This window comes from Methanobacterium sp. BAmetb5 (assembly GCF_003491305.1).
In the GTDB taxonomy this organism is placed as follows: Archaea; Methanobacteriota; Methanobacteria; order Methanobacteriales; family Methanobacteriaceae; genus Methanobacterium.
Window position 1 is genome coordinate 602,844 of the sequence record NZ_CP022706.1, and the last position, 24,657, is coordinate 627,500.

The 24,657-nt window shown below is 41.8% G+C and carries 21 protein-coding genes (1 of these 21 cut by a window edge); 10 read left to right on the forward strand and 11 right to left on the reverse strand.

The genetic code is table 11. From position 1 onward, the window contains the following. Nucleotides 1-14 precede the first annotated feature (14 nt). The 7 genes from CIT02_RS02850 to CIT02_RS02880 all read right to left on the reverse strand — a co-directional run bounded on the left by CIT02_RS02850 (nt 15) and on the right by CIT02_RS02880 (nt 7,010). Nucleotides 15-698, reverse strand: coding sequence for a TIGR00289 family protein (locus tag CIT02_RS02850; RefSeq protein WP_292613824.1), 684 nt, complete (start codon nt 696-698; stop codon nt 15-17). A gap of 174 nt (nt 699-872) precedes the next feature. Further along, nucleotides 873-1,676, reverse strand: a complete 804-nt coding sequence (locus CIT02_RS02855; RefSeq protein WP_048085251.1) for a hypothetical protein — start codon at nt 1,674-1,676, stop codon at nt 873-875. Between the two features lie 319 nt (nt 1,677-1,995). Next, nucleotides 1,996-2,442: a peptidase gene (locus tag CIT02_RS02860; protein ID WP_292613827.1), complete on the reverse strand. Its 447-nt coding sequence runs from the start codon at nt 2,440-2,442 to the stop codon at nt 1,996-1,998. Between the two features lie 8 nt (nt 2,443-2,450). Next, entirely contained in the window at nt 2,451-2,864 is a 414-nt protein-coding gene (locus tag CIT02_RS02865; protein WP_292613829.1) for a hypothetical protein, read from the reverse strand. Between the two features lie 33 nt (nt 2,865-2,897). After that, entirely contained in the window at nt 2,898-3,971 is a 1,074-nt protein-coding gene (locus CIT02_RS02870) for a hypothetical protein (RefSeq protein ID WP_292613831.1), read from the reverse strand. Between the two features lie 13 nt (nt 3,972-3,984). Further along, a complete protein-coding gene (locus CIT02_RS02875; RefSeq protein ID WP_292613833.1) occupies nt 3,985-6,075 on the reverse strand; it encodes a hypothetical protein in 2,091 nt (696 codons plus the stop codon). Nucleotides 6,076-6,080: 5 nt separating this feature from the next. Continuing rightward, entirely contained in the window at nt 6,081-7,010 is a 930-nt protein-coding gene (locus tag CIT02_RS02880) for a hypothetical protein (RefSeq protein ID WP_292613836.1), read from the reverse strand. Nucleotides 7,011-7,318: 308 nt separating this feature from the next. Here CIT02_RS02880 and CIT02_RS02885 point away from each other — a divergent pair, with 308 nt between their 5' ends. The 4 genes from CIT02_RS02885 to CIT02_RS02900 all read left to right on the forward strand — a co-directional run bounded on the left by CIT02_RS02885 (nt 7,319) and on the right by CIT02_RS02900 (nt 9,567). Next, on the forward strand, nt 7,319-7,735 hold the full coding sequence (locus CIT02_RS02885) for a class III signal peptide-containing protein (protein WP_292613838.1): 417 nt from the start codon (nt 7,319-7,321) through the stop codon (nt 7,733-7,735). A 62-nt stretch (nt 7,736-7,797) separates the two neighbouring features. Then, complete coding sequence (locus CIT02_RS02890) at nt 7,798-8,019, forward strand: hypothetical protein (RefSeq protein ID WP_048073450.1); 222 nt, start codon at nt 7,798-7,800, stop codon at nt 8,017-8,019. A gap of 67 nt (nt 8,020-8,086) precedes the next feature. Then, complete coding sequence (locus CIT02_RS02895; protein ID WP_048073451.1) at nt 8,087-9,115, forward strand: M42 family metallopeptidase; 1,029 nt, start codon at nt 8,087-8,089, stop codon at nt 9,113-9,115. A gap of 143 nt (nt 9,116-9,258) precedes the next feature. Then, a complete protein-coding gene (locus CIT02_RS02900; protein ID WP_292613841.1) occupies nt 9,259-9,567 on the forward strand; it encodes a hypothetical protein in 309 nt (102 codons plus the stop codon). A gap of 265 nt (nt 9,568-9,832) precedes the next feature. Here CIT02_RS02900 and CIT02_RS02905 read toward each other — a convergent pair whose 3' ends face one another. The 4 genes from CIT02_RS02905 to CIT02_RS02920 all read right to left on the reverse strand — a co-directional run bounded on the left by CIT02_RS02905 (nt 9,833) and on the right by CIT02_RS02920 (nt 14,802). Beyond that, nucleotides 9,833-10,543, reverse strand: coding sequence for an ATPase domain-containing protein (locus CIT02_RS02905; protein ID WP_292613843.1), 711 nt, complete (start codon nt 10,541-10,543; stop codon nt 9,833-9,835). Between the two features lie 55 nt (nt 10,544-10,598). Continuing rightward, complete coding sequence (locus tag CIT02_RS02910; protein ID WP_292613845.1) at nt 10,599-11,876, reverse strand: GGDEF domain-containing response regulator; 1,278 nt, start codon at nt 11,874-11,876, stop codon at nt 10,599-10,601. Nucleotides 11,877-11,983: 107 nt separating this feature from the next. Next, nucleotides 11,984-13,852 (reverse strand): excinuclease ABC subunit UvrC, encoded by a 1,869-nt coding sequence (gene uvrC / locus CIT02_RS02915; protein WP_292613847.1) that lies wholly within the window; start codon nt 13,850-13,852, stop codon nt 11,984-11,986. 152 nt (nt 13,853-14,004) lie between these two features. Next, a complete protein-coding gene (locus tag CIT02_RS02920; protein ID WP_292613849.1) occupies nt 14,005-14,802 on the reverse strand; it encodes a DUF169 domain-containing protein in 798 nt (265 codons plus the stop codon). Nucleotides 14,803-15,035: 233 nt separating this feature from the next. On the opposite strand from CIT02_RS02920, the gene uvrB reads away from it, so the two are divergent. From uvrB to CIT02_RS02950, 6 genes are all read left to right on the forward strand, one after another. After that, complete coding sequence (uvrB, locus tag CIT02_RS02925; RefSeq protein WP_048085263.1) at nt 15,036-16,991, forward strand: excinuclease ABC subunit UvrB; 1,956 nt, start codon at nt 15,036-15,038, stop codon at nt 16,989-16,991. Nucleotides 16,992-17,069: 78 nt separating this feature from the next. Beyond that, a complete protein-coding gene (gene uvrA, locus CIT02_RS02930) occupies nt 17,070-20,006 on the forward strand; it encodes an excinuclease ABC subunit UvrA (RefSeq protein ID WP_394340424.1) in 2,937 nt (978 codons plus the stop codon). 540 nt (nt 20,007-20,546) lie between these two features. After that, nucleotides 20,547-21,449, forward strand: a complete 903-nt coding sequence (locus tag CIT02_RS02935) for an ATP-binding protein (protein ID WP_048073459.1) — start codon at nt 20,547-20,549, stop codon at nt 21,447-21,449. A 69-nt stretch (nt 21,450-21,518) separates the two neighbouring features. Continuing rightward, nucleotides 21,519-21,962, forward strand: a complete 444-nt coding sequence (locus tag CIT02_RS02940) for a response regulator (RefSeq protein ID WP_048073460.1) — start codon at nt 21,519-21,521, stop codon at nt 21,960-21,962. 93 nt (nt 21,963-22,055) lie between these two features. After that, complete coding sequence (locus tag CIT02_RS02945) at nt 22,056-23,822, forward strand: response regulator (RefSeq protein WP_276699192.1); 1,767 nt, start codon at nt 22,056-22,058, stop codon at nt 23,820-23,822. Further along, nucleotides 23,822-24,657, forward strand: partial view of a methanogen output domain 1-containing protein gene (locus tag CIT02_RS02950; protein ID WP_292613858.1) — the 5' portion only. It continues 55 nt past the right edge of the window; the window shows 836 of its 891 coding nt (coding positions 1-836); it begins with the start codon at nt 23,822-23,824; its stop codon lies off the right edge, out of view. The genes CIT02_RS02945 and CIT02_RS02950 overlap by 1 nt, the downstream gene beginning before the upstream one ends.

Below are 24,657 nucleotides of genomic sequence, written 5' to 3' on the forward strand. Positions count from 1 at the left end.
TTTAAATCCTTTTTTTAATCTTTTTCTACCAGTTTTGCATCTTTAATTATTAGGTGTCCATTATCAAAATTCCATACCTTTTCTGAGTCTAAAATTTCAAGCTTTTTCTTAAACAGGGGCCCATCAGTTACCAGTGTTTCTGCTTCTCCTCCTTCAAATGCTAGGTGCAATCCATACTTTTCATGGAGTCCCCTTAATTCTTCCAGTAACTCTCTGGTGATAACCCTGCCCAACCATGATTCATCCAGTCCTTCTGCAGACACACTGGTGATAACGACTTCAAATCCCAGTTCAATGATCTCCTCCATGTATTCTTGAGGGTCACGGTGCCATAGTGGTGCTATTGATTCCAGTCCCAGTTCCTGGCATAACTGGTCAATACGGGATTTCTGGTACTGGGAATGAATAGCTCCGGTGAAAATTGCCTCCACACCCTTATCTTTAAGTTCAGATAGGGCTTTGCGGAGATCTTCCAGTTCTTCTTCCTTCATTCCCGGGGTTTCAGCCTGAATAAGGGGTATCCCCATGGCCTGGGAAAGTAACTGGGTGAGGTGTATGTTGGGAACATGGAACATGTAGGAGTGGGGATTTTCAGAATGCATGGAGAGTAAATACTCTACAGTCCAACCATCCTTCATAGCTTTGTAAACTGCCATAGTGCTGTCTTTACCACCGGAAAAAAGTACTGCTGCTTTCATATCATTACCTTCTATTAAATATCGCTTAAATTAACTTTGTGAAATTATCCTAAATGTAAAAAATTCAAATATTGAAAACAAAGGGATCTTTTACAGTATGGTAAACATTAAATTAATCTACATCCTGTTGGTTAAAGAAGTGTGGTGAAAAAAGAAGACCCTGAGTGGGCCTGTTTAATCACCTTTCTGGCGTAAGCGATCTCGGATGCCACGTATGCCCCGGGTTATGGTGTCTATGAACATTCCCACTAACCCCACCAGCACACCCAAGAATCCACAGAATAGGATTATATTGTTCTTGCCTGGGAGTGTGTTTTTCAGGCTCTGGATCTCCTTTTCCACGGGTCCGTTGATCTCAGTTACCACCACTTCTCCCTGCGGGAGTTGCTTAACCACTTCATCCACCTTAGATGCATCGACCACTAATTTAACCTGGACAATACTGTATTTAATGTCTATACCACTAATTAAGACCATCCAACTTTTTAGCTGTTTAATAACCTGGGTGGGGTCACTTCCTGGCTTTAACTGCACCATCATGGTGTCACCGGAGATAACTTTGCCTGAGGTTATGTTAGTGTTGGCGGTGGTTATACGGGACTCCAAACTGCTCTTCCAAGCATTGCCAATACCCGTTGTTTTAACGGTTATTTCTCCACTTTCCACACTCTGAACTCCGGGGATATTGCGTACATCTTCAATGGCCTTGTTAACGTCACTGTCTGTGGAAATGTTCAGGGTGATGGTTTCCTGCTGGTTACTGGTGGACATGTAAACTGCCCGGGCCATATCCGGGAGATCATCGTAGACCGGGGCTATGAAGAATGCACCACCGATTACACCCACCACAAATCCCAAAGCAATGACAAATAAAAAGTTTTTTTTACCGATCAATGGTGTGAGAAGTGCAGCGGAGAATACAAAAGCCATGAGCAGGAAAAATAGTATGATCATTATGATTACAAATAGGGTTTCCATGTTTTCATCTCTGCTTCAATTCAACTAAATCAATCATTACCCAGTCCCTACGGGCTTTGACATAATATTCCCACCTACAATATACCTTTCTAAGAATGTACATTGTTTAGGTATTCTGATTAAAATGAGTTTTCACAGTATATTTATCTTTTTATTTTAAGATGGAAAACTTAGAAAATTAAGGTGTGAACCTGTAAATTTATAGGATGCATTACTGGGAAAGAGTGTATCCGTGCAAAACTAGGGTAATACTCGTAAAAATTACCTTAACCCCTAAAAAGGGGAGAAGGAACATAAATACAAAAAAGGAAATGTTAAATTATACTTCTACTATTTTTCCAGTATTCACATCCACATAAACATTCCTAGATTGGGAAGCTTTAGTTATGGGAACTATCCAAACCACTGTTGTGGTCTGATTAACAACTACTGTCCCCTGTATCGGTTGCCCAGCACGAAAACCACTATTACCCTGCAATGCAATTCTTTTAGCCTGTTCCTCACTAATCAGATAGGTGACATTATCCGTGGAATTGGTGGAATTATTGGAACCAACCGTACCAGTGTTAGGCGTGGTTACCGGCACCGGTGTAGCCGGACCAATCTGAGAATCTTCATTACCCGTGATGTTGGTTCGGGCATAAAATGGATTATAGGCATAAACCAGGATGATGAGCACTACTACCCCCATCACAATCAGAGCCTTTTTCTCCCAACCATCATTCCAAAAATCCTTTATATATTGAATTAAATCGCTTAAATTCATGTATAAACCTACACCAATTTAATTATATAAATAGTACCATCTACGTTAGAAATTTGATAGTTATTACCACTACTAAGAGTATAGGTGCTATTAAATCGTTTGGGTAAAATGGGTATGGTTACATTCTTACCACTGGTGAAAATGGTTAGATTACTGGAATTACCCGCACTTTGAATCAGGGCAGAGTAGGAGGGATCAGGATCCAAGTGAATGGTAACTGAGTATCCATGACCGTTGTTATAAACCGTGTTCAATGCTGCAGCTATGTTTTCTCCAGCCATTCTTGGCTCTCCCAGATTTCCAATTTGTTGTTGATTTATCTCATTACTCACCAGACTTAACATAGACCCTATGATGACTAAAGCAATCAAGGTAACAAATAGTAATTCAGCTGTAGCCATTCCTTTATCATCTAACTTCATGTTATCTTTACTACAAATTGATTTTAGCTTAAATCAGTAATTTGCTTTTAATTGGAAATAATTCAGGTAATAGGTGGAAATATAGAAGGTGCTTCCGGTAGGATCAGCAAATGAATAATCAGTACCAGTATATTTTATCTTAATGTCAGTTACCGTGGGGGGATTGGAGGGAGAGTAGGTAAAATACTCGTGATCCAGACGGGAAACATAGCTGGTATTATGATAATTATACAATGGATCGCCAATTATGAAAGAACTGAAACGTGCATTAGGTGCTGCAGTTGAAGTGGCGTTAGTCCTGTTTTCAAGCCTATCAAAGAAACTTAGACCGTGTTCATCAGGGAAATAGTAAGGACGGTTACCGATATCACTGGGGTTACCGGTTCCATTTAAACAATCCCATAAAAATTGAATTCTGTGGTTGGGCTTATCAACAGTTAGATCAAAGTTGTAGGGATTAATTGCACCCTCCTTGTACTCAGGATAACTGAAAATCAGATTACTGTTCAGGTAATTGGTGTTAAGCCAGATGTAGGGATCTTCCAGTCCCTGGATACTCACCGGTACCTTTATGGTAGGGGTGACACCTTCATAGGACTGATCCTTCTGGGTTACCCTGATGGGTATACCTCCCCGGATGATCACATAAAAACCGTAGGGGTTTTCCTGGGTGATGGTGATATCCTCGGGGTAAATCAACTGGGTAGTGGTGTTAGTTACTGATTCACCGTTTAGATAAATCTCCCTCCCCGTTTGCACTTCCATATCTTTACAACTCTGTATAATGTAATCATTCATAGTATAGAGTATACGTTCCTTTATGTAGGCCTTACTAGATGATTCATTACCAGTGTTAGGGAAAAATTTATGTTCATCAATGACCTTTCGGGTCGTGTTAAAAGCCGCACTTCTTCCAGCATCACTGGTTCCCTTCTCCATTGAATTGAAAACATTCAAAGCCGTGGTGGAAGTGACATCTCCCCCAATCACTACATTAGAAGCCATATTTAGTTCATTCAAAATCCCAGAATAAGCTATGGCTACGATAATAACTGGAATAAGCAATAACAGGGTTGCCGGTGTAAAGACATAGCCTTTTTCATCCATATAAATCACCAAATCAATGAGTCCATAAATCTAACCGTACCGGGATGGAGTTAGGTAAATCACCAGTGTACATTGATTCATTATAGACCAAATTCGGGTCTAACGTATCAAATCCTTGATCGTGTAAGTTATCTACCAGTATCTGGTAAGCCTGGTCAATAGCTTGCTGGGCAGTGCTGGCATAAGAAGTACTCCAGACAGCATGCTCCAGTGCCGGGTAGATCACCGCTACACGGGTACCTGAAAATATCTCCGCATAATTATCACCGGACTCCCAACCTTCACCAGAAGTAACTGTTACCCTGATGGTATAATTAGCAGGGATATAAGTGTGGTTGGAAACAGTTCCATTGGTCATCTTATGAGGTCCAGCAGCATCTAGTTCGCCCAGATTCAACAGGTACGGAGCTGCTCCGTTATAAAGTAATTCACCAGAATCATAGGCTACCATGACATTCTTGGTATCTAGACCACCAGAGAAGAATAAATATGCCTCCTTCGTATTATTAGAACCAATGTTATAGGTTATACTCTTTTGAATCTGGTTAGTACTGCTTTGATCACTTACCGTGGCGTATTCATCCCACTGGACCGGTAATTTACTGGAGCTAACCACAGCATAACAGTTGGTAAGTCCTACTAAATCATAATCATTACCCGGAGCAACGTCCCATATAGTGATTCGCACCTTGTTAACCCGTCCTTTATCCATATAATCCTTTAAGTTAATAGTTCCTGGTAAGTTACCGTAACCCTTATCAGTTCCACCTTGGGTATTCAAATCAGAACTGAAAACAGTGACCCATTGATTAATGGGATAGGGCCTGTAAACTTCTACTCTGGCACCGTCAACAGCCCCGTAAGGGTTTATAGTAACGTAAGCATCCTTAATACTCCCTGCATCGGTATTGTCAATATCTTTTTCAATGGCAACTGCACTTGCATCATCTGTGGAATAATCTCCACTGGGAACACCAGTTAAAACAAAGGGACGCCCATCCAATACATTGGTCGGATGATTGGAGTTGTAGTTATTCCAAGAATACATTCGTCCACTGTTTTCAGTGAAACTAGATGTTGCTCCAGTAAGCAGATTATAGGTGATACCACTAACTCGATTTGGATACCACCAACTCGTATCAGGATAGGCAAGTCCAGCAGCATCATTGAAATAATAATTTTTGGTAACCACTCCTTGCGGTACCACCATACTAACAGTGTAATTGGCAATCATCGAAAACCAAGCCATATCACTGTAGGAATTAGCATTACCATAAGAAACATGCAGGTTATTTTGAGTACCCGGAGTCAGATCACTGGGTGTGATCAATCTTTGATAATTATAGAATCGGTAATTACTATAAGAGTAAAGATATTGGAACTGACTTTGCTGGACTTGGTAATTGTGGTTATTGATACTCACACCGGCACTGTATGCATCACCACGGTTTTTATTAGCAGAATTTATAATAAATCTCGCCCAATTAACCGTCCCTGTAGTGGAATTAGGAACTGAAAACGCAATATCTCTATATGTACCACCATAATAACCCCCTTGATAACCCCAATAAGGGCGATTATTCAATCCATAAGTATTCCATGGTGAAAAATTAGTAAGCCAGTTGTGAAAATTCCATAGGGTGGTGGTTACATTGGTATCCTGACGGCTAAGGCCCACTTCTTTAATATTATAAAATGAACGACCTAACCATCCTTCTCGGGGTCCAGAAATAACTCTAACCCCCGTGGCAACATCAGTGGACACTGCATAATCCCGCCCACGAGTATTAATTGCCTCAGGAGTGTAACCATTCATGGTCATCTTATAACTAACATCACTGGGCAGTATAGAATTCAAAGAATTTATAAGGATACTTTGAGCTGCAGTGGAGTTGTTATTAGCATAATACACTGCGGCATCCCGGAGTGTTCCATCCTCCTCCATGGTAGCCAGTGCACTGTCAGCCAGGGCCTGTAGATGCTGGTGATCCTGTCCCTGATATACAGGTAATAATGCGTAGACCACAAGTGATGCTGTAAACACTATCACCACCACTAGGGCCAGTGTTGCATCAGCTGTGAATATAAAGCCTTTGTCATCCATCCCAATCACCTAACCCAAACATATAATATCGCCCTGAATTTTGATGTGTCAGCACCAGTTAAACTTATTTCACTGGCTGGTGTGCCCTTAGGCACTTGAAGAATATAAACATTCATCTTATCGGTGGGGCTACCCTGGAGTCGTACAGTCACTACATTATCCATTAACTCTGTCTGATTATAAAGAACATTTGACCCGTATACAGCAGGATCAATTAATTTAACAACAGGGTTTGTCCCACTTTTGAAATCATTTGATTTAACAACCGTCACACTGTTAATATCAACAGAAGCAGAGGTTACAGAAGTTAAACCTGTACTATTAACATAAACATAGTAATCAAATACACTGTTATACTGTGCATTAGTGGGAAATGAGTTGGCAGTTACTACTAGTGGTGTACCCGTACCCCTGATGTTAACTGCATCAGAGACTATATCATAATCAGCATACAAAACTATTCTTTCTACACGTACCACATCCTTAGCAGCAGGGTCAACAGAAGAATCAAGACGAGTCCCCCTCATTAAAACATTAGTTCCTGTGTTTATACTAGTAATATTCAGGGAATAACCATACTGATCACCCATCATGCCCTGGATCTGCGAGGAAGTTATACTACCCACTTTAGACGGTAAAAGATAATATCTCTTGGGTTGTTGTGAAGCATTATCATAACGAGCCAATCCTGGAACTTTCAGACCAGCGACATTGGATTCCCAGTTGTAAGGGTCCCCAGAGGTAGTTAAAAGAGCATTCATGGTATCAGCAGCCACTCGCTCGGTAGATCCCCTATAAACAACATCTTGCATCTGGTACATGAGGTTATCCATATCCGCAGCCACTAATCCCAGAACAAGAGTAAGGGGAATGAGTGCAAGTAATAAATCCAGGGAAAGAGCATAACCCCTTGAATCACGGTCCAGTAGTCCCACTTTCTTTTACTCCCCTATTCTTGTCAATTAAATGAAATAAACAACTCATAAATATTAGTTTCTGAAACTCTTCTTCTTCCATTATTATATAGTCTTAATAATATAAACTAATATGATTTTATTGGTATAAATCTTTTGTGCGAGTACTAATCTTAACCCCCTACCTCTGGCAATATTTAAAATTCAAAATAACTACAAGCAGTGCCCACCAATCAATAGTCCATCAGCCCAGAACCACTATTTTTAAAGCATAATCTATAATAATAATGTAAAGGATATAACATATAAAAAATTAAAAAATGATAACTATGGATAGCAGAGGGCAACTTTCCGCAGAATATATATTATTAGTGGGCTTTGTACTAGCCGTTGTACTTATTTTCGCCTGGTACGTTAGTGATCAAAGTGAACAGAACGTCATTGCCACTGCGGTAAGAGTGGGTGCCTCCAATGCTTCTGCAGAAATAGGAATTATGAACACCACCACCACACCCATCAGAGTAAATAAAGTAGATATGACCAGTGGTGAAAAGATCAACATCACCATATTCCTTTCCAATACTGCGCTTTCTCCACAACAACGACAGACTATTCTTGGCGGTGTAGAGCAATCCATAGAATCTGCAGGTTACACTGTAAACAGTCAGATTGACCCGGTATCCAATACAGTCAATACTCTGACCATCGACACTTCCAAACATGATTATTTAATCAAAATATCATGATCACAACTACTTACCTGAACTTATCGTTACTTAATATATCAAAAATAAATTGAGGATTAAAAATGGAAGAAGACTTTAAAATAAAGAAAACAGAAAGTTCCAAACCCAAAAAAAAGAGGAATATTAACAAATGGGGACTGGGCATCGCTTTATGTTTTATAGCCATAGGTTTAGTATGGTACGGTGTAAATTTAGGAATCATACCCCTTAGCTTCCTCCAGGAACAGGCTGGACCCATTATCCTGGTAATAATCGGAGTTTTAATTCTGATTAAATCATTTTAACCAATCAATTAAAATCAGATTCTAAGAACTGATCTTACATTTTATTTTAATTTAAGAGGTTTTAAATATGAAACAGTTACTGGAAAAACTATCCAATGCATCCGGAGTATCTGGATTTGAAGACAATGTTCGCAACTTAATGATGGAAGAGTTAAAAGGATTTGTGGATGAGTTAGACGTGGACAATATGGGTAACCTCATCGCCATCAAGAAAGGAAAACCAGATGGTAAAAAGGTAATGTTAGCCGCCCATATGGATGAAATCGGCCTTATAGTAAGGTATATAGATAAAAATGGATTCATCAAGTTCTCCAAACTGGGAGGAATCAACGATCAGATGCTTCTTAACCAGGAAGTGTACATCCACAGTAATGGTGAAAAGATACTGGGTGTGATTGGAAGTAAACCTCCACACCGGATGAAGGCCGCTGAAAAGAAGAAACCAGTAGAATACGAGAACATGTTCATTGATATCGGTGCTTCCAGTAAGGAAGATGCCGAGGAAATGATCAATGTAGGAGACCCCATCACCATTAAACAGAAATTTGCTGAACTTAAAAATGATCTGGTAATGGGAAATGCCATGGATAACCGTGTTGGCTGTGCTATTCTCCTGGAAGTCATGAAAAGAGCCCGGAGCGACGCCACTATCTGCGGAGTAGGAACTGTGCAGGAGGAAGTGGGCCTCAAAGGAGCTAGAACTGCTGCTTTCCGTATCAATCCGGATATGGCTCTGGCCCTGGATGTGACTATCTCTGGTGACCATCCCGGTATGAAGGAAGAAGAAGCCCCAGCCAAAGCAGGTAAAGGACCATGTATCATACTCACCGATGCCAGTGGAAGGGGAATTATCACTCACCCCCAGGTTAAGGAACTGTTGATTCAGGTTGCCGAGGAAGAGGAAATACCATACCAGATAGAGGTCAGTGAAGGAGGAACCACCGATGCCACTGCCATTCACCTCACCAGAGAAGGTATTCCCACGGGAGTAATTTCACCACCATCACGATACATCCACACCCCAGTGAGTGTGGTAAATATCAAGGATGTGGAAAACGCAGTAAAACTTATATTAGCAGTGCTTAACCGACTTTAACACTGCATAATTTATTTTTTTAATGATTAACAGTTATCTACAATATAGTTTCCAAAATATTCTATAATATAATAAAAAATTTCAAATAAAAATTCCTCAAATAAGACTTTCCAAACGATTAAAACATAATAAAGGGATTAGTTATGGAACAAAAAATAGCTTTAATGTTCATAATACTGTTGATTCTAGGAGCAGTGGGTATTAACAAAATCATACAGGATTCCAACACAAATACTACCCAAAATAACCAGCAGAATACCGAAGCCAGTCCGCAGAGCATAACAGCCAACCCCCAAACAGGCCAACCAACGGGCAATGCGGATTCACGCAGTTCCAGTGATGGATCTTCCAGTTCTGAGTCTCCCAGCAGTACCAACAATGGAGAGAGCAGTTATATTCAAACCCCTTCCGATTCTTCGTCCAGTTCCAACTCCAAACGCCAGTACGCATAATATTAATTGGAAAAATCTTTATTCTATGTAATATAACTTATTTCTAAATATTATTTCTAAGAATAAAAAAATGATAAATTTAGATTAAAAAGATTTAGTACAATTAATTCATTCTAATAATTCACCTTATTATCAGTTCTAATTTTAAAAGAAAATAAGTGAATTATTGGATGTTTACTTTTAACAACCGGTTACTTATACACCACAACCGGCTTACACAACACGTATAAGTAAATACCACGTTTAAGTAAGTGGTTTCCAAGTATTAGTCCTTATTTTCAATTCCAGAAACAATCTCAATACCCTTGTTGTTGATCTCGTAGGTCATGAACTGGGTGGGTGTTTTGGTACTTCTCATTTTCACTATATCCATAACCCTCTCCCGGCGGCCAGTGTAGGGATTTTCACGTTTCATAACTTTTATGGCCCCGTAAACTGAGAACAGTGCTATTTCATTGAATTCACGGGAGGTTGCACTGTCCAGGATGATGAGTGCCGTTATGTTGCGTTTTTTCAATTCGTATACCATGAGGTCAAAACGGTCCCGGAATTCGTAAGGAGTGAGTTTAGCCGTGTAACTTCCAATGTTATCAATTACCACTGTTTCTGTGTCTTCAGGGAGGTCTTTCAAGAATTTGGAGAAATTACCCTTCATCGCTCCCACATCAATACTGATCTCGGCTTCAGTTACCCTGGCCCGGACACCAGCCAGTTCAATGAACCGTAACATACCGTTATCAGTGAAAGATTTTATATCCCAACCAAAAGTTTCTCCCTGTGTAAAAAGATCATCGGAATCTTCTTCCGTGGTAATATAAACTGTTTTAAGGTTTTGTTTGCTGCTGGTTAGGGCGAATTGTAATCCAAATATGGTTTTTCCTGAACCTGCGTCTCCGGTGAGTAAGATACTTTTCCCTCGGGGAAGTCCACCTGTAAACTGGTCTATTCCATCTATTCCTGTTTTGATTCGTTCCAAGTTTAAACCCCCAATTAAATCCATGTTTAATCGGTTGTAAATATTTTATTTAGTGTTAAATATCATCCCATGAAAGTGTAAATTCAAATGAACACTTATTATTACCTTCCAGAAGGCACTGGCTTTGTTCAGCATGTCCGTGGAGGGAAGTCCAGGTGAAACTACGTATAACAATCACCCGACAAATTAAACAAAATATGGGGCTAACAGTTCCTTCACTTGCCCAAGGACAGCTATCAAAATTCAAATGACCTTTTTTGCCTTCAACATCACTATCAGTCCCAATACCCAGGTTGGACATGAATTCACCAACCCAGGAGAGATAGCATTGGAATAACATCTTAGAATCAGCTAGAGCTTCATCTCCCTTATTTGTCCGGCATTTCTCCATTTCCTCCAGGAAACGGGGTTTCATGTTCTTCTCAAACCGGTCGGCAAAACTGCGGGCGATATTATCCCTCACCTGGGGAGGTATGTTAGATGCAAATACGGGTAGGGCGCTTACCATAAAACTGGAAAGCTCTCCCCTGGCTTTATCCTTAAGTAACTCTTCCCTTTCCTTAGCTTCTCTTCTCCGCTGGGTAACATCACGGAAAACCAAAGCCACACCAATTATACCCCCATTTTCATCCTTAATAGGAGCGCTACTATCATCAATAGGTATTTCTGAACCATTTTTGTTAATTAATAGAACTGGGTGTGGTAAATCGATTATAGAATCATTTTCAACCACCTTCACCACCGGATCATCAACTGGTGCACCAGTTTCTTCGTGTACAATACGGAAGATCTCAGACAGCGTTTGGCCAATGGCTTCATCTGGACTCCATCCGGTTAAATTACTGGCCACTGGATTCATGAATTTGATTTTACCCTCTTTATCCGTGGCAATAACGGCATCACCAATACTTTCCAGGGTAGTGGATAACCATTTTTCACTTTCCTTGAGTTTACTCTCCATTTGATGCTTGTAGAGGGCTACTTCCACTGCACTGTGGAGTTCACGGTCTTCAAATGGTTTGATTATGTAACCGAATGGTTCAGTGATTTTGGCTCGTTTCAAGGTCCTCTCATCAGAATAAGCAGTTAGATATACTACGGGAATATCATAGGCATCCCTTATTTTTTGGGCAGCCTCAATACCATCCATTTCTCCCTTAAGAACAATATCCATTAATACTAAATCTGGCCGGTTACTGACTACATTCTCCAGGGCTTCTTCCCCCGATGGTGTTATGGCCGTGACTTCATAACCAAGGCCTTCAGCACGGTGTTTAATATCCATGGCCACTATGCTTTCATCTTCAACAATCAAGATTTTAACTTCAGACATGCCATTCCCCATTCATATCACAGTTATTGCAAGTTACATTATGTTTTGAACCTTATAAGATTTATTATTGTTTATACCTAATTAGCACAGTATAATGATAAAAATGATTAATTCTCCCCTTGATGGAGATGATAGTAAATTTTACGAGCTAGATTAGTGTCTATGCTCTTTACATCTGCTATTTCATCTTCAGTTGCATTTTGAATGGATTTTAAGTCACCAAAATGTCTAAGGAGGTTCATTTTACGTTTGGGTCCAACGCCAGGGATTTCATCCAGGGGGGAACTTTTAAGCCTTTTATCGCGGAGGTTTTTATGGTACTTCACAGCAAAACGGTGGGCCTCATCTCTCACATACTGTAATATGTGCAAAGCAGGTGAATTATGAGGTAAAATAAGAGGAATAGATACTTCAGGGATGAATACCTGTTCAAACTCTTTAGCCAAGCCTATTACTCCTGTTTTCAAATCCAATGAATCTAAGACTTCAGTGGCCACGTTTAACTGACCGCGACCACCGTCAACCACTATTAAATCCGGAGGAGTTTCTCCTTTACTCTTTAATTTCTCATACCGTCGAGTTAATACTTCTCTCATCATACCATAATCATCTGGGCCTGGTGTTTCCAGTTTATACTTCCGATACTGGTTTGTAGATGGTTTACCATCTTCAAATACTGCCATGGAAGCAACTGCCATCTCCCCAGCCAGATTAGATATGTCAAAGGCCTCTATGCGACGGGGAATTTTGGGTATTTTCAGGTAGGTTTTAAGGTCAAGTAATGCTCCTCTGGCCTGTTTATGGTGGTTTAAAATTATACTGGCATTTTTGGTAACCATTTGAACCAGACGATGCTCTAATCCCTCTTCGGGCACCCGCAAGTGAATTAGTATCGCATCTGTTTCTACTCCGTGGTTTTCCAGTTGACCCTCCTCATTTCCAGTAGAGGATACATTAATGTAGTTCCCCTCATCCCCCTTACCAGGGCTCCCTGCCTGTACTTTATCCGACAGCCACTTCTCAATAATATCCTTATCTTCGATCATCACCGGGAGTAATATTTCTGCCGGCAACTGTCGGGGGCCAGAGTAGAACTGTTTAATGAAAGCAGCTAATATCTCAGGGATGGAGTAATCCTGGGCTCCTTCCATGAGAAAATCCTCTTTTCCCATGATCTTCCCCTGGCGTACTCGGAAGACAACTACCACCACCACTTCCCCATCATTGGATGAAGCAATAACATCCTGGTCAAGGCTGCGGTTGAATTCCATTTTCTGTTTTTCCATTACCTCCCCTAAGGAAAATAACTGGTCCCGGATAACCACTGCCTTTTCAAAGTCATGGTTTCTGGCTGCCTGATCCATCTCTTCCCGTAAAAGGCTCATAACCTCCTTTTGTCGGCCTTCCAGGAACATCTTAACTTTTTCCACATTTTCATGGTACTCCTCCGGGGAAACCTGGCCGCTGCAGGGTGCCGGGCACAGATCAATCTGATAATTGAGGCAGGGCCCATCCATACGTTTACAATCTCTAAGCTGGAATACTGGTTTTAAAAGTTTTAACAGGCTTCGAACTGAGGTTACGTCGGTGAAGGGACCATAGTAATGTGAACCATCTTCCCGGACAGAACGGGTGATGAGCAGGCGGGGATAGTCCTCGGAAGTTATCTGAAGGTAGGGATAACGTTTATCATCCTTGAGGCGGATGTTGTAGCGGGGTAAATATTTTTTTATAAGGTTAGATTCTAAAATAAGGGCTTCCTTTTCAGTGTCCGTTACCAGGTAATCCAGGTGGTGGAAATGGCGCATTAAAACCCGGGTTTTTGGATCTTCAATTTCTTCTTTAAAGTAACTTTTAACCCGTTTTTTAAGGGATTTTGCCTTTCCAACGTACAAAATCTCATCTTTAACATCCTTAAAAAGGTAAACACCCGGTTTTTCTGGTAAATCATTGGGGTTGCTGATTGTTGCCGACAAAATCTAATCCTCTTTAGTTATCAGTTGAAAAATAATTTCACTTAAAAAGTAAACTGTGTGTGGTCTTGATCCTTTTTTAGTCAATCAGTTTAAAATAGGTATGGAGACCAGGGTTAATATCCCATAAACCGGGTTTAAATAGGGTAATCCAACTATTTTTCTGGCCTTAAATCCTCCCTTTCCCGTGGATACGCAACATCTGGATTTTTAACTATGAATGACTCTTCCAGATCCTGGTACATTGTGCAGGCCAGGTCCAGGGGAATTCCCAGTGCCATGTACTCTTCAGGGAACCAGCGGTTGCCAGTAGGATCCAGTGGCCCTATAAAAGCCGTGCCTTCCGGAGTTTTTTCAGCCATGTGGGCAGGATAAGTGACCATGGTGGCACAGGCCGGGCCGAAAGGAGCTATTATGGAGTTGAATGGGTTTTCTGTTCTAAAGTGAATTAAACTGCACAAGTTTCTTATCTGCTGCCCAGTTCCAAAGCATAATACCGATCTAAGGTCAAATTCCGAGCCTTCTGCATCAGGGGGGAAGTCTTCACAGGATCTCATCACCAGATATTTGCCAGGTAGAGTTATCGGGCCAATTGATTCTCTGAATTTGTCGAATATCTCGGGACTGGCTTTTAGATGCTCGGCCATGCCTCCCCTGAAGTTTTCATGGCCGGTGGATACAAAATAACGAATATAAGGTGATATTTTCCGGGCAAACCCCAGCCAGGTTATGCCCCCCATACACACTCCCTTAAGGCCATCGTGGCCCAGGTAAAGGGGAGGGGTTTTCCTGGTGGCTGCTATTAACAGGGCTTTGGCAGCGCAGGAATCAATGGAAACCAATGGTTTGGCATCTTCCGGAACATCATTCTGACCGTAAATACATAAAGGTGTGGTTTCAAGTCTCCCTGCTCTTCTTAAAGCTTTTCCAATTTGGTTAACGGTGTTTAACATATTGATCCCCACTAATACATCAGACATAACCATCCGGTGGATGATTAACCAAACCCTTGATTCTATTGTATTTTGATTGTACCCTGAGATCCCTAAGGTATGCCCACTGATCCGAACTGTTCATAAAATCAGTGCATATATATACCATAGTTAGGATAAGATAATATAATCTGTTTTTAGATCTGACAATGAAATTAATTAATATTTTTGTTTTTACAAGAGAGGATTGATAAATGAGAAAATTTGAACTTGTATCAAATTATAAAGCATTAGGAGACCAGCCTAAAGCTATTAAATCTTTATCCCGTGGAATAAACAAAGGAATGAAACATCAAACCCTTTTAGGGGTTACTGGCTCGGGTAAGACTTTCACCATGGCCAATGTAATCAAAGAAGTACAGAAACCAACTCTAGTTATATCTCATAATAAAACACTGGCTGCTCAACTCTACGAGGAATTTAAAGAGCTGTTTCCTAATAATGCCGTGGAATACTTCGTCAGTTACTACGATTATTACCAGCCCGAAGCCTACGTGCCACAGAGCGATACCTACATTGATAAAGAGGCATCTATCAACGAAGAGATTGATATGATGAGGCATAGCACCACCCAGTCTCTCCTTAGCCGGGAAGACGTTATTGTGGTCTCCAGTGTATCCTGTATCTATGGTATCGGTGCACCCGAAGACTATGGAAACCTGGTACTGCAACTGGAAATGGGACAACAAGTTGAACGGGAGGAAATACTCGCCAAACTGGTTGAAATGCAGTATGAAAGAAACGATATTGACTTCAGCCGGGGAAAATTCAGGGTAAGGGGAGATGTGATAGAAATATTCCCAGCCCAGGGAAAAACCGCCATCAGAGTGGAACTCTTCGGTGATGAAGTGGATGGCCTATCATTCATTGACCATGTAACTGGCCAGATGAACCGTCAAATGGATAAAATCGTAGTTTTCCCCGCAAAACACTTTGTAACCTCTCCTAAAAAAATGGATAATGCCATAAAAGGAATTGAAGAAGAATTGGAAGACAGGTTACGTGTTTTGGAAGCTGAAAACAAATTAGTAGAAGCCCAGCGCCTGGAGCAGCGTACCAGATTTGACCTGGAAATGCTTAAGGAAATGGGGTACTGCCAGGGGATTGAAAACTACAGTATGCACATTTCCGGACGTAAGTGGGGTGAAACCCCATACAGCCTATTGCGTTACTTCCCCGATGATTATCTGACTATTATTGATGAATCCCACGTTACTGTACCCCAGATCAGGGGTATGTATGCTGGTGACCGGGCACGTAAAGATGTTCTGGTTGATTACGGGTTCCGACTGCCATCGGCCCGTGAAAACCGGCCCCTGAATTTTGAGGAATTCGAAAGCCTAGAGAATCAGGTGATCTACGTATCTGCCACCCCTGGAAAGTATGAAATGAACCTGTCCCAACAGGTGGTGGAACAGATCATAAGGCCCACTGGCCTGGTGGACCCGAAAGTTATACTGAAACCAGTTCAGGGCCAGGTAGACCATTTACTTACCAAAATCCAGGAAAAAACTCAGAAAAATCAACGGGTTCTGGTAACCACCTTAACCAAACGCATGGCCGAAGACCTTACTGATTACTATGCCCGGGCAGGTATCAAGGTGAGATACCTCCACTCTGAAATCAGCACCCTGGAAAGGATCGATATCATCGATGACCTGCGCCGAGGCGAATTCGACTGCCTGGTGGGGGTTAACCTACTCCGGGAAGGTTTAGACCTTCCAGAAGTGGGTCTGGTGGGTATACTGGATGCCGATAAGGAAGGATTCCTTCGTTCAGAACCAGCACTGATACAGACCATTGGCCGTGCTGCCCGTAATGTGGAGGGCCAGGTGGTTATCTACGCCGATAAAATAACTGATTCTGTCCGTAACGCAGTTGATATCACCAACCATCGACGGAAATTACAGTTGAAGTACAATGAAGATCACGGAATTACTCCCCGCAGCACAGTACGTACCCTGAAAGAAAAACCCGAGAAAAAAGAGGTTATAATGCGTGACGATGTGGAAAAAATGCCCAAGGACGAACTTCGCCTGCTTATAAAAGATTTGAAGGAAGAAATGAAAAAAGCAGCCAGTCGACTGGATTTCGAAGAGGCAGCCAACATCAGGGACAAAATACTGATTCTGGAAGGAGTTTCCAAATAATTAGATTTAAAAAAATATTTGAACGAATTAATTTAGAATAAACTGTTTAACGGTTTTAAGTCTAGAAGGAGTTTCAGACTGATGAATAATAAGAAAGATAATATTTTAATTAAAGGGGCCAGGGAACACAACCTTAAAAATATTGACCTGGAGATTCCCCGTGACAAATTCGTGGTGATCACCGGGTTAAGTGGTTCTGGGAAGTCCTCCCTGGCCTTTGACACCATCTATGCCGAAGGACAGAGGCGTTACGTGGAATCCCTCTCGGCCTATGCCCGGCAGTTTCTGGGCCAGATGAAAAAGCCAGAAGTGGATTACATTGAAGGACTGTCACCCGCCATATCTATTGACCAGAAAACAACACGAATGAACCCCCGTTCCACTGTGGGGACTGTGACTGAAATATACGATTACCTCCGGCTCCTGTTTGCCCGGATTGGGACTCCCCACTGTCACCAGTGTGGTCAACCCATTAGCCAGCAGACCGCCGGCCAGATTGTGGACGGTATTCTGCAAAAAGAAGAAGGAACCAAGGTACAGATTTTAGCACCATTAATCCGGGATAGGAAGGGTGAACACCAGAAAATATTTGAAGACCTTCGGCGTAAGGGATTTGTCCGGGTGCGGGTGGATGGGGAAGTCCACAGCCTGGACCATGAGTTCCAGCTGGAGAAAAACTTCAAGCACAGCATAGAAGTGGTGGTGGACCGGCTCGTTATCAGATACGATCGTGACTTTGAAACCCGTCTGGCAGATTCTGTGGAAACTGCCCTGGAACTGGGTGAAGGCCTCCTAATTGCAGTTTATGGTAGTGGTGAGGATGTAACCGAGAAGATCTACAGTGAACACTTTGCCTGCACAGACTGTGGAATCAACTTCGAGGAGATGAGCCCCCGGATGTTCTCCTTTAACAATCCCCACGGGGCCTGCCCCGAGTGTAATGGGTTGGGGAGTAAAATGGAGATTGATGCTGATCTGGTGGTTCCTGACCCGGCATTATCTTTAAATGAAGGAGCTATCCTGCCCTGGAGTAAATCCAAACACCGTGATAACTACTACGGACAGATGTTACAGGCAGTAGCTGACCACTACGGTTTCAGCATGGACACCCCCTTCCAGGATCTACCCACCAAATACCAGGAGATTATACTCTACGGTTCACCGGATAAAGTGGAATTTGTTTTCCAGCGAAAAAATCGCCTGCACCGTGTTAACCGCTATTTTGAAGGAGTAGTGCGGCGTATGGAACGTATTTACATGGAGACCAAATCCAACTACATGCGCAGTTACATGGGCCATTTCATGAGTGACCGTAAATGTCCGGCCTGTAACGGAACCCGGCTGCGGCCCGAAAGCCGTAGCGTAACTGTGGGTGGTATGACCATCCCCCAAGTAGTGGAGATGCCCATTAAAAGTTCCTATGATTTCTTTGAATCATTAAAATTATCCAAAAGGGAACAGTTTATTGGTCAGGAAGTTTTGAAAGAGATAAAAGAACGCTTGAAGTTTTTAAAGGATGTAGGTCTGGACTACATTACCCTGGCCCGATCTTCAGGAAGTTTATCTGGGGGTGAGGCCCAGAGGATACGCCTGGCCACCCAGATCGGTTCCGGGCTGGTGGGTGTGCTGTATATCTTGGATGAACCCAGTATTGGCCTGCACCAACGGGATAACCACCGCCTCATTGAAACCCTTAAGAAGTTGAGGGATATCGGTAACACCCTCATTGTGGTAGAACACGATGAAGACACCATATTACACGCAGATTATGTGGTTGATATTGGTCCCGGTGCCGGAGAACATGGTGGCTGGATTACTGCCACTGGAACTCCTCAGGAGATAATGGAAAACCCTGATTCTATAACCGGCCATTACTTATCACGGCAGGAAACCATACCTCTGCCTTCGTCACGTACACCTCCTAATGGTAAGTACTTAACAGTTAAGGGTGCCCGGGAACATAACCTGAAGAACATCGATGTGGACTTCCCCCTGGGTGTGTTCACCTGCATCACCGGTGTTTCTGGTTCCGGGAAAAGTACCCTCATCAACGACGTGCTCTACAAGGGATTATATGGAACTCTTAACCATAAACACATGAACCCTGGTAAACATGACGATATAACCGGTAAAGAATACGTGAATAAAGTCATTATCATTGATCAGTCCCCTATTGGACGTACACCCCGTTCCAATCCAGCCACCTACACTGGTGTGTTCACCTACATCCGGGAAATATTCGCCCAGACACCCACTGCCAAAAAACGTGGCTACAAACCAGGAAGGTTCAGTTTCAATGTTAAAGGTGGAAGGTGTGAAGCCTGTACCGGTGATGGTATAATAAAAATTGAAATGCACTTCTTGGCCGATGTTTACGTTCCCTGTGAGGTTTGTAAGGGTAAACGATATAACAAGGAAACTCTGGATGTGCGTTACAAGGGTAAAAACATTTCAGAAGTCCTGGACATGACTGTGGAAGAAGCTCTGGAGTTCTTTGAGAACATCCCCCGTATAAAGAAGAAACTGCAGACCCTGGATGATGTGGGTTTAAGTTACATCAAACTGGGACAGCCCGCCACTACTCTCTCCGGTGGAGAAGCCCAGAGGGTGAAACTGGCCAAGGAGTTGAGCAGACAGAGCACGGGGCGCACCCTGTACATTCTGGATGAACCCACCACTGGATTACACTTTGCAGATATTAAAAAGTTACTGGAAGTACTGGAAAGATTGCGTGACGGTGGAAACACGGTAATAGTTATTGAACACAACCTGGATGTTATCAAAACCGCAGATCACATCATTGATCTGGGACCCGAAGGTGGTGATGGTGGTGGAACAGTTGTTGCCCAGGGAACACCAGAAGAAATAGCCGCCAGTGGTTCCCACACTGGAAAATTCTTAAGTGACATCCTGAACCCGGATAAAAATTTGGTTAGTGAAAGGGAAACCTTAAATCCAGATGTTAAATCGGAAGAAGAATTGAGTGAGTCTGGCTCCGAAAACAGGGCCAAATAACTTGCTCTTCCCATTTCACCAGGAAAAATATTATTAAATTTAACTTCTCATTTTTTTTAAAATAATAATCCCTTTTTTTAATTCTAATTTTTTTGTATTTTCTTAATCAAATATCTTAAAACAACAGCTCCCCCTAATCAAGTTTTTTCATTAACGTAGTTTAAGCTATATTATTTTTACATCTACCCCGTTTTTTATTGTTAAAAGTCTTATCACTGATTTTTTTTACTCAATGTTATATCAATATAACAAACACGATTAAAACCAAAAAATAAATTAAAACAACTGAATATATCATGAAAAATTTATAAACCCCCTTAATTTAGCCATCACAGCCCAATAATCAACAGTTATCTTTACAAATCCCCCCTAGAGAATAATGACTCTAAAAATATCCCTCGGACAAGATATTCCAGTTCATTTGTGATGGATAATCCCTAGGACATGGAGAATATTTATTAAGTTGTGAATAGGGGTAAATTACATGTATAATAAAGAACATAAAACACTTAACATTTTATTAAAAAAAGGAGGTAAAATATGGTCTCCAACGCGGTGATGCTGACTTTCTTATATGCCATAGAACCCGTATACAATGTTTTGAATATGTCCCTCAGTGAGGATTATTTCCGTTTATTAATGTTAATTGTGGTAGTGGTTCTGGTAGCTATTCTCGCCGAAAGAATTGAAAAAATAAGAAAATTAAATGAATTAAACCAGAAATTAAAAATTCAAACTGATAAACTGGAAGATGCTAATCAGGAACTGGAAGCATTTGCTTATTCGGTATCACACGATTTGAGAGTTCCATTAAGAGCCATAGACGGCTTTTCCCGCATACTGGTAGAGGATTATGAGGACAAACTGGACGAAGAAGGGATAAGGCTCCTTAACATTGTAAGGGACAACACCGCTAAAATGGGACATCTCATTGACGATATTCTGTTATTATCCCGGGCCAGCCGCCAGGAAATGAAACTCAATGAACTGGACATGACTGCCCTGGCCAACAGTGTTTACCAGGAATTCCAGACTGATGTGGAAGGAAGGGATATCCAGTTCACTGTGGGTGACCTGCCCCATGCCTACGGTGACCGGGCCATGATGGGCCAAGTATTCCAGAACCTCATTGGAAACGCCATAAAATTTACCCGTAGCCGAAACCCAGCCCTAATTGAAGTAGGGGGAGAAGTAAAAGATAAGGAACTGGTTTACTATGTCAAAGATAATGGTGCGGGTTTTGACATGAAATACATCAACAAATTATTCGGACTTTTCCAGAGATTACACAGCCCAGAAGAGTTCGAAGGAACTGGTGTAGGACTTTCCATAGTACAAAGGGTTATTAGACGGCATGGAGGCCGTGTGTGGGGTGAAGGATCCGTGGATGAAGGTGCAACCATCTTCTTCGCCCTCCCTAAAGATATGCCCAAACAAAAGTGAGAATATTCCAAAAATTTTAATGTAAATCAAAATGAAACAGTATAAATAATCAAATGGACGGTGTGTTTAATGGATTTAGAAGAGGCTGATATTTTACTGGTGGAAGATAACCCTACCGATGCCGAGCTTACCATGAGGGCACTAAAAAGGAAAAATCTAGCCAACCAGGTAGTATGGGTAAAGGACGGAGCAGAAGCCCTTGATTTTATATTTGCCACAGGTCAGTTTGCCCACCGAAATGTGGAAAACTTTCCAAAACTCATATTATTAGATCTGAGAATGCCTAAAATAGATGGGCTGGAAGTACTGCAGCGGATCAAAGCTGATGAACGAACCAACCGCATCCCCGTGGTTGTTTTAACTTCATCCCAGGAAGACCGGGATATTGTGGAAAGCTACAAGTTAGGAGTAAATAGTTACGTCAGCAAACCCGTAGAATTCGATGATTTCATCGAAGCAGTATCCACCCTCGGATTTTACTGGATGTTAATTAACAATCCCCCTAATGATTAATAGGATTCCATACCCTTTAATCATATAACTTAACCAAATTATTAGAATAATCCAACTAGTGGTAACCTTAATGAGTAATTCCCCAGTGATTTTATGGAAGAAGAGATTAAAGTCTTGATCCTGGAAGATGTTCCTTTGGACGCCGAACTGATAGAAAGGGAACTTAGAAAAGAAGGTTTTGATTTTACCAGTCATCGTGTTGAACGGGAAGAGGAGTACCGTAGTGAAGTGGAAAAATGGAACCCCCACATAATACTGGCTGACCATTCCCTACCCCAGTTCGACGGAGTCTCTGCACTTAAAATAGCCCATGAACAATCCCCCACCACGCCATTCATATTTGTCAGTGGTAAGATTGGGGAAGAATTCGCAGTAGAGATGCTTAAAAAAGGAGCAACAGACTACGTTCTAAAACATAACCTATCTAAACTAGGATACGCTGTGCGAAGAGCCCTCACTGAGGCTCAGGAACATTTGGAGAAGAAAATAGCCCAGGAAGCACTCCTGGAAAGTGAAAAAAAATATCGGGCACTTTTTGAAAAAACCAAAAACCCTACTATAGTGTTTACTGAAGACGGGAGTTTTAATGATTTCAACCAGGCCACACTTGATTTTATGGAGGCAGAACCAGAAGAACTCCTCCAGCAGAAAATTCATCACTTCACACTCCCCGAAGCAAGCCCCGTGCAGTTAAAAGACTGGACTGCCGGGAGAATAGTGGAGTTACCCCTGAAGATCAAAGGTGAAGTTAAAATACTAGAATTGACCATCACCCCGGTAGAACTGGGTGATAATAGAATAATTTTCGCCACTGGTCGGGACCTCACCCATCAGAAAAGAATGGAAAACGCCCTGAAAGAAAGTGAAGAAAAATACCGGCTCCTGGTTGAAAACCAGACCGACATGGTAGTTAAATTCGATCCCGAGGGAAAAGTTCTCTTTGCCAGTCCATCTTACTGCGAGGTTCTGGGACGTACCGAGGAAAGTATTCTGGGAAGTAATTTCCTCCCCCTGGTACACCAGGATGACCTTAAAAAAACCCAGAGAGCCCTGGAAAAACTACACCGACCCCCTTACGTAGTGTTCCTGGAGCACCGCCTACTAACCATGAATGGTTGGCGGTGGATTGCCTGGGCAGATAAAGCTATAATGAATGAACAAGGAGAACTGGAAGCATTTGTAGGAGTGGGACGTGACATAACCGAACGTAAACTGGCTGAAGACAGAATAATGAGATCCTTAAAGGAAAAGGAACTGTTACTCCGGGAAATTCACCACCGGGTTAAAAATAACCTGCAGATCGTATCTACCCTGCTGAGTCTGCAGTCATCTAAAATTAAAGACCAGAAGGTTATTGATCTCTACCGGGAAAGTCAAAACAGGATACTTTCCATTGCCCTGATACACGAAAACCTGTACCAATCCGAGGATTTAACCAACATCAACTTTGCCAGCTATGTGAAAAACCTTATCGATGACCTTTTCCATTCCTATGGTGTGGATCCCAACCAGATACGGATAGAGATGGATATAGAAGAGGTTATAATGAACATTGAAACAGCAATACCCGGGGGGCTCATTGTAAATGAACTCATCTCCAACACCCTTAAACATGCCTTCCCCCAGGGCCAGGGAAAAATACACCTGGAATTAACCAAAAAAGAGGACAACCACATTTTAAAAATCAGGGACAATGGAAAACCATTCCCTGAAGACTTTGAAGTTGCTGAAACTGATACTCTGGGAATGAAATTGATTTTGAACCTGGTTCAGCAGTTAGATGGAAAAATAACTTTAAATAAAACTAATAAAGAATTTACAATTGAATTTAAGGAACTCAAATATAAGGAGCGGATCTGATGACCGAATCCCGGATACTGGTGGTTGAAGACGAAGCAATAGTGGCCATGGGCATAAAACAAAAACTGGAAGACCTGGGTCATCACGTAGTGGACACGGTTTACACTGGTGAGGACGCCGTTGGAACAGCCTTAAAAACAGAACCTGACCTGATTTTAATGGATATTGTTCTTAAGGGAAATATGGATGGTATTGAAGCTGCGGCTAAAATACGCAAACAGCTGGATATACCGGTAATCTACTTGACTGCCTATTCCGACGAGGAAGTCCTGGAAAGGGCCCGTATGACTGAACCCTACGGATACATAATCAAGCCATTTAAAAAGAGCGAACTAAATGCCAATATAGAAATGGCCCTGTATAAACATGCTGAAGATCAAAAAAAGAGCGAAGTTGTTAAAAAACAGGTTCTGGCTGATTTTTATGATTTCATTCTTAACTCCAGTCTCACCACCGCTGATCAATCTGAAGAGGAGATCAAAGACACCATCCTCAAAATCTTCGCATCCCGCCTAGAAGAAGATATGAGGCCCCGTTTAGAAAGAGAACTGGGCGATATCATTGAAGAACAGGGTTTAAATGATCTGGAAAGTATTTACAATGCCTACCTGGACTGGGTGGCCAAATTCTTTGCTGGTTTCGGTATCCAAACCAAAATCGATGCTAAAGGACATGTGCACCTTTTCAAATTCCTAAATTGCCCCTGGATTGAGGATGCCAAGAAAAAACCGATTTTCTGCCTTAACTGCCAATCCATGATGCAACAAACATTCGACTGGACCGGTATGGAGGGTAAAGTTGAAAAAAGAACCACCATTGCCGATGGTGCCGACTC

Coding starts and splice junctions, on each gene's coding strand:
- CIT02_RS02850 (WP_292613824.1), bottom strand. CDS start 698: ATGAAAGCAGCAGTACTTTTTTCCGGTGGTAAAGACAGCACTATGGCA.
- CIT02_RS02855 (WP_048085251.1), bottom strand. CDS start 1,676: ATGGAAACCCTATTTGTAATCATAATGATCATACTATTTTTCCTGCTC.
- CIT02_RS02860 (WP_292613827.1), bottom strand. CDS start 2,442: ATGAATTTAAGCGATTTAATTCAATATATAAAGGATTTTTGGAATGAT.
- CIT02_RS02865 (WP_292613829.1), bottom strand. CDS start 2,864: ATGAAGTTAGATGATAAAGGAATGGCTACAGCTGAATTACTATTTGTT.
- CIT02_RS02870 (WP_292613831.1), bottom strand. CDS start 3,971: ATGGATGAAAAAGGCTATGTCTTTACACCGGCAACCCTGTTATTGCTT.
- CIT02_RS02875 (WP_292613833.1), bottom strand. CDS start 6,075: ATGGATGACAAAGGCTTTATATTCACAGCTGATGCAACACTGGCCCTA.
- CIT02_RS02885 (WP_292613838.1), top strand. CDS start 7,319: ATGGATAGCAGAGGGCAACTTTCCGCAGAATATATATTATTAGTGGGC.
- CIT02_RS02890 (WP_048073450.1), top strand. CDS start 7,798: ATGGAAGAAGACTTTAAAATAAAGAAAACAGAAAGTTCCAAACCCAAA.
- CIT02_RS02895 (WP_048073451.1), top strand. CDS start 8,087: ATGAAACAGTTACTGGAAAAACTATCCAATGCATCCGGAGTATCTGGA.
- CIT02_RS02900 (WP_292613841.1), top strand. CDS start 9,259: ATGGAACAAAAAATAGCTTTAATGTTCATAATACTGTTGATTCTAGGA.
- CIT02_RS02910 (WP_292613845.1), bottom strand. CDS start 11,876: ATGTCTGAAGTTAAAATCTTGATTGTTGAAGATGAAAGCATAGTGGCC.
- CIT02_RS02920 (WP_292613849.1), bottom strand. CDS start 14,802: ATGTTAAACACCGTTAACCAAATTGGAAAAGCTTTAAGAAGAGCAGGG.
- uvrB (WP_048085263.1), top strand. CDS start 15,036: ATGAGAAAATTTGAACTTGTATCAAATTATAAAGCATTAGGAGACCAG.
- CIT02_RS02935 (WP_048073459.1), top strand. CDS start 20,547: ATGGTCTCCAACGCGGTGATGCTGACTTTCTTATATGCCATAGAACCC.
- CIT02_RS02940 (WP_048073460.1), top strand. CDS start 21,519: ATGGATTTAGAAGAGGCTGATATTTTACTGGTGGAAGATAACCCTACC.
- CIT02_RS02945 (WP_276699192.1), top strand. CDS start 22,056: ATGGAAGAAGAGATTAAAGTCTTGATCCTGGAAGATGTTCCTTTGGAC.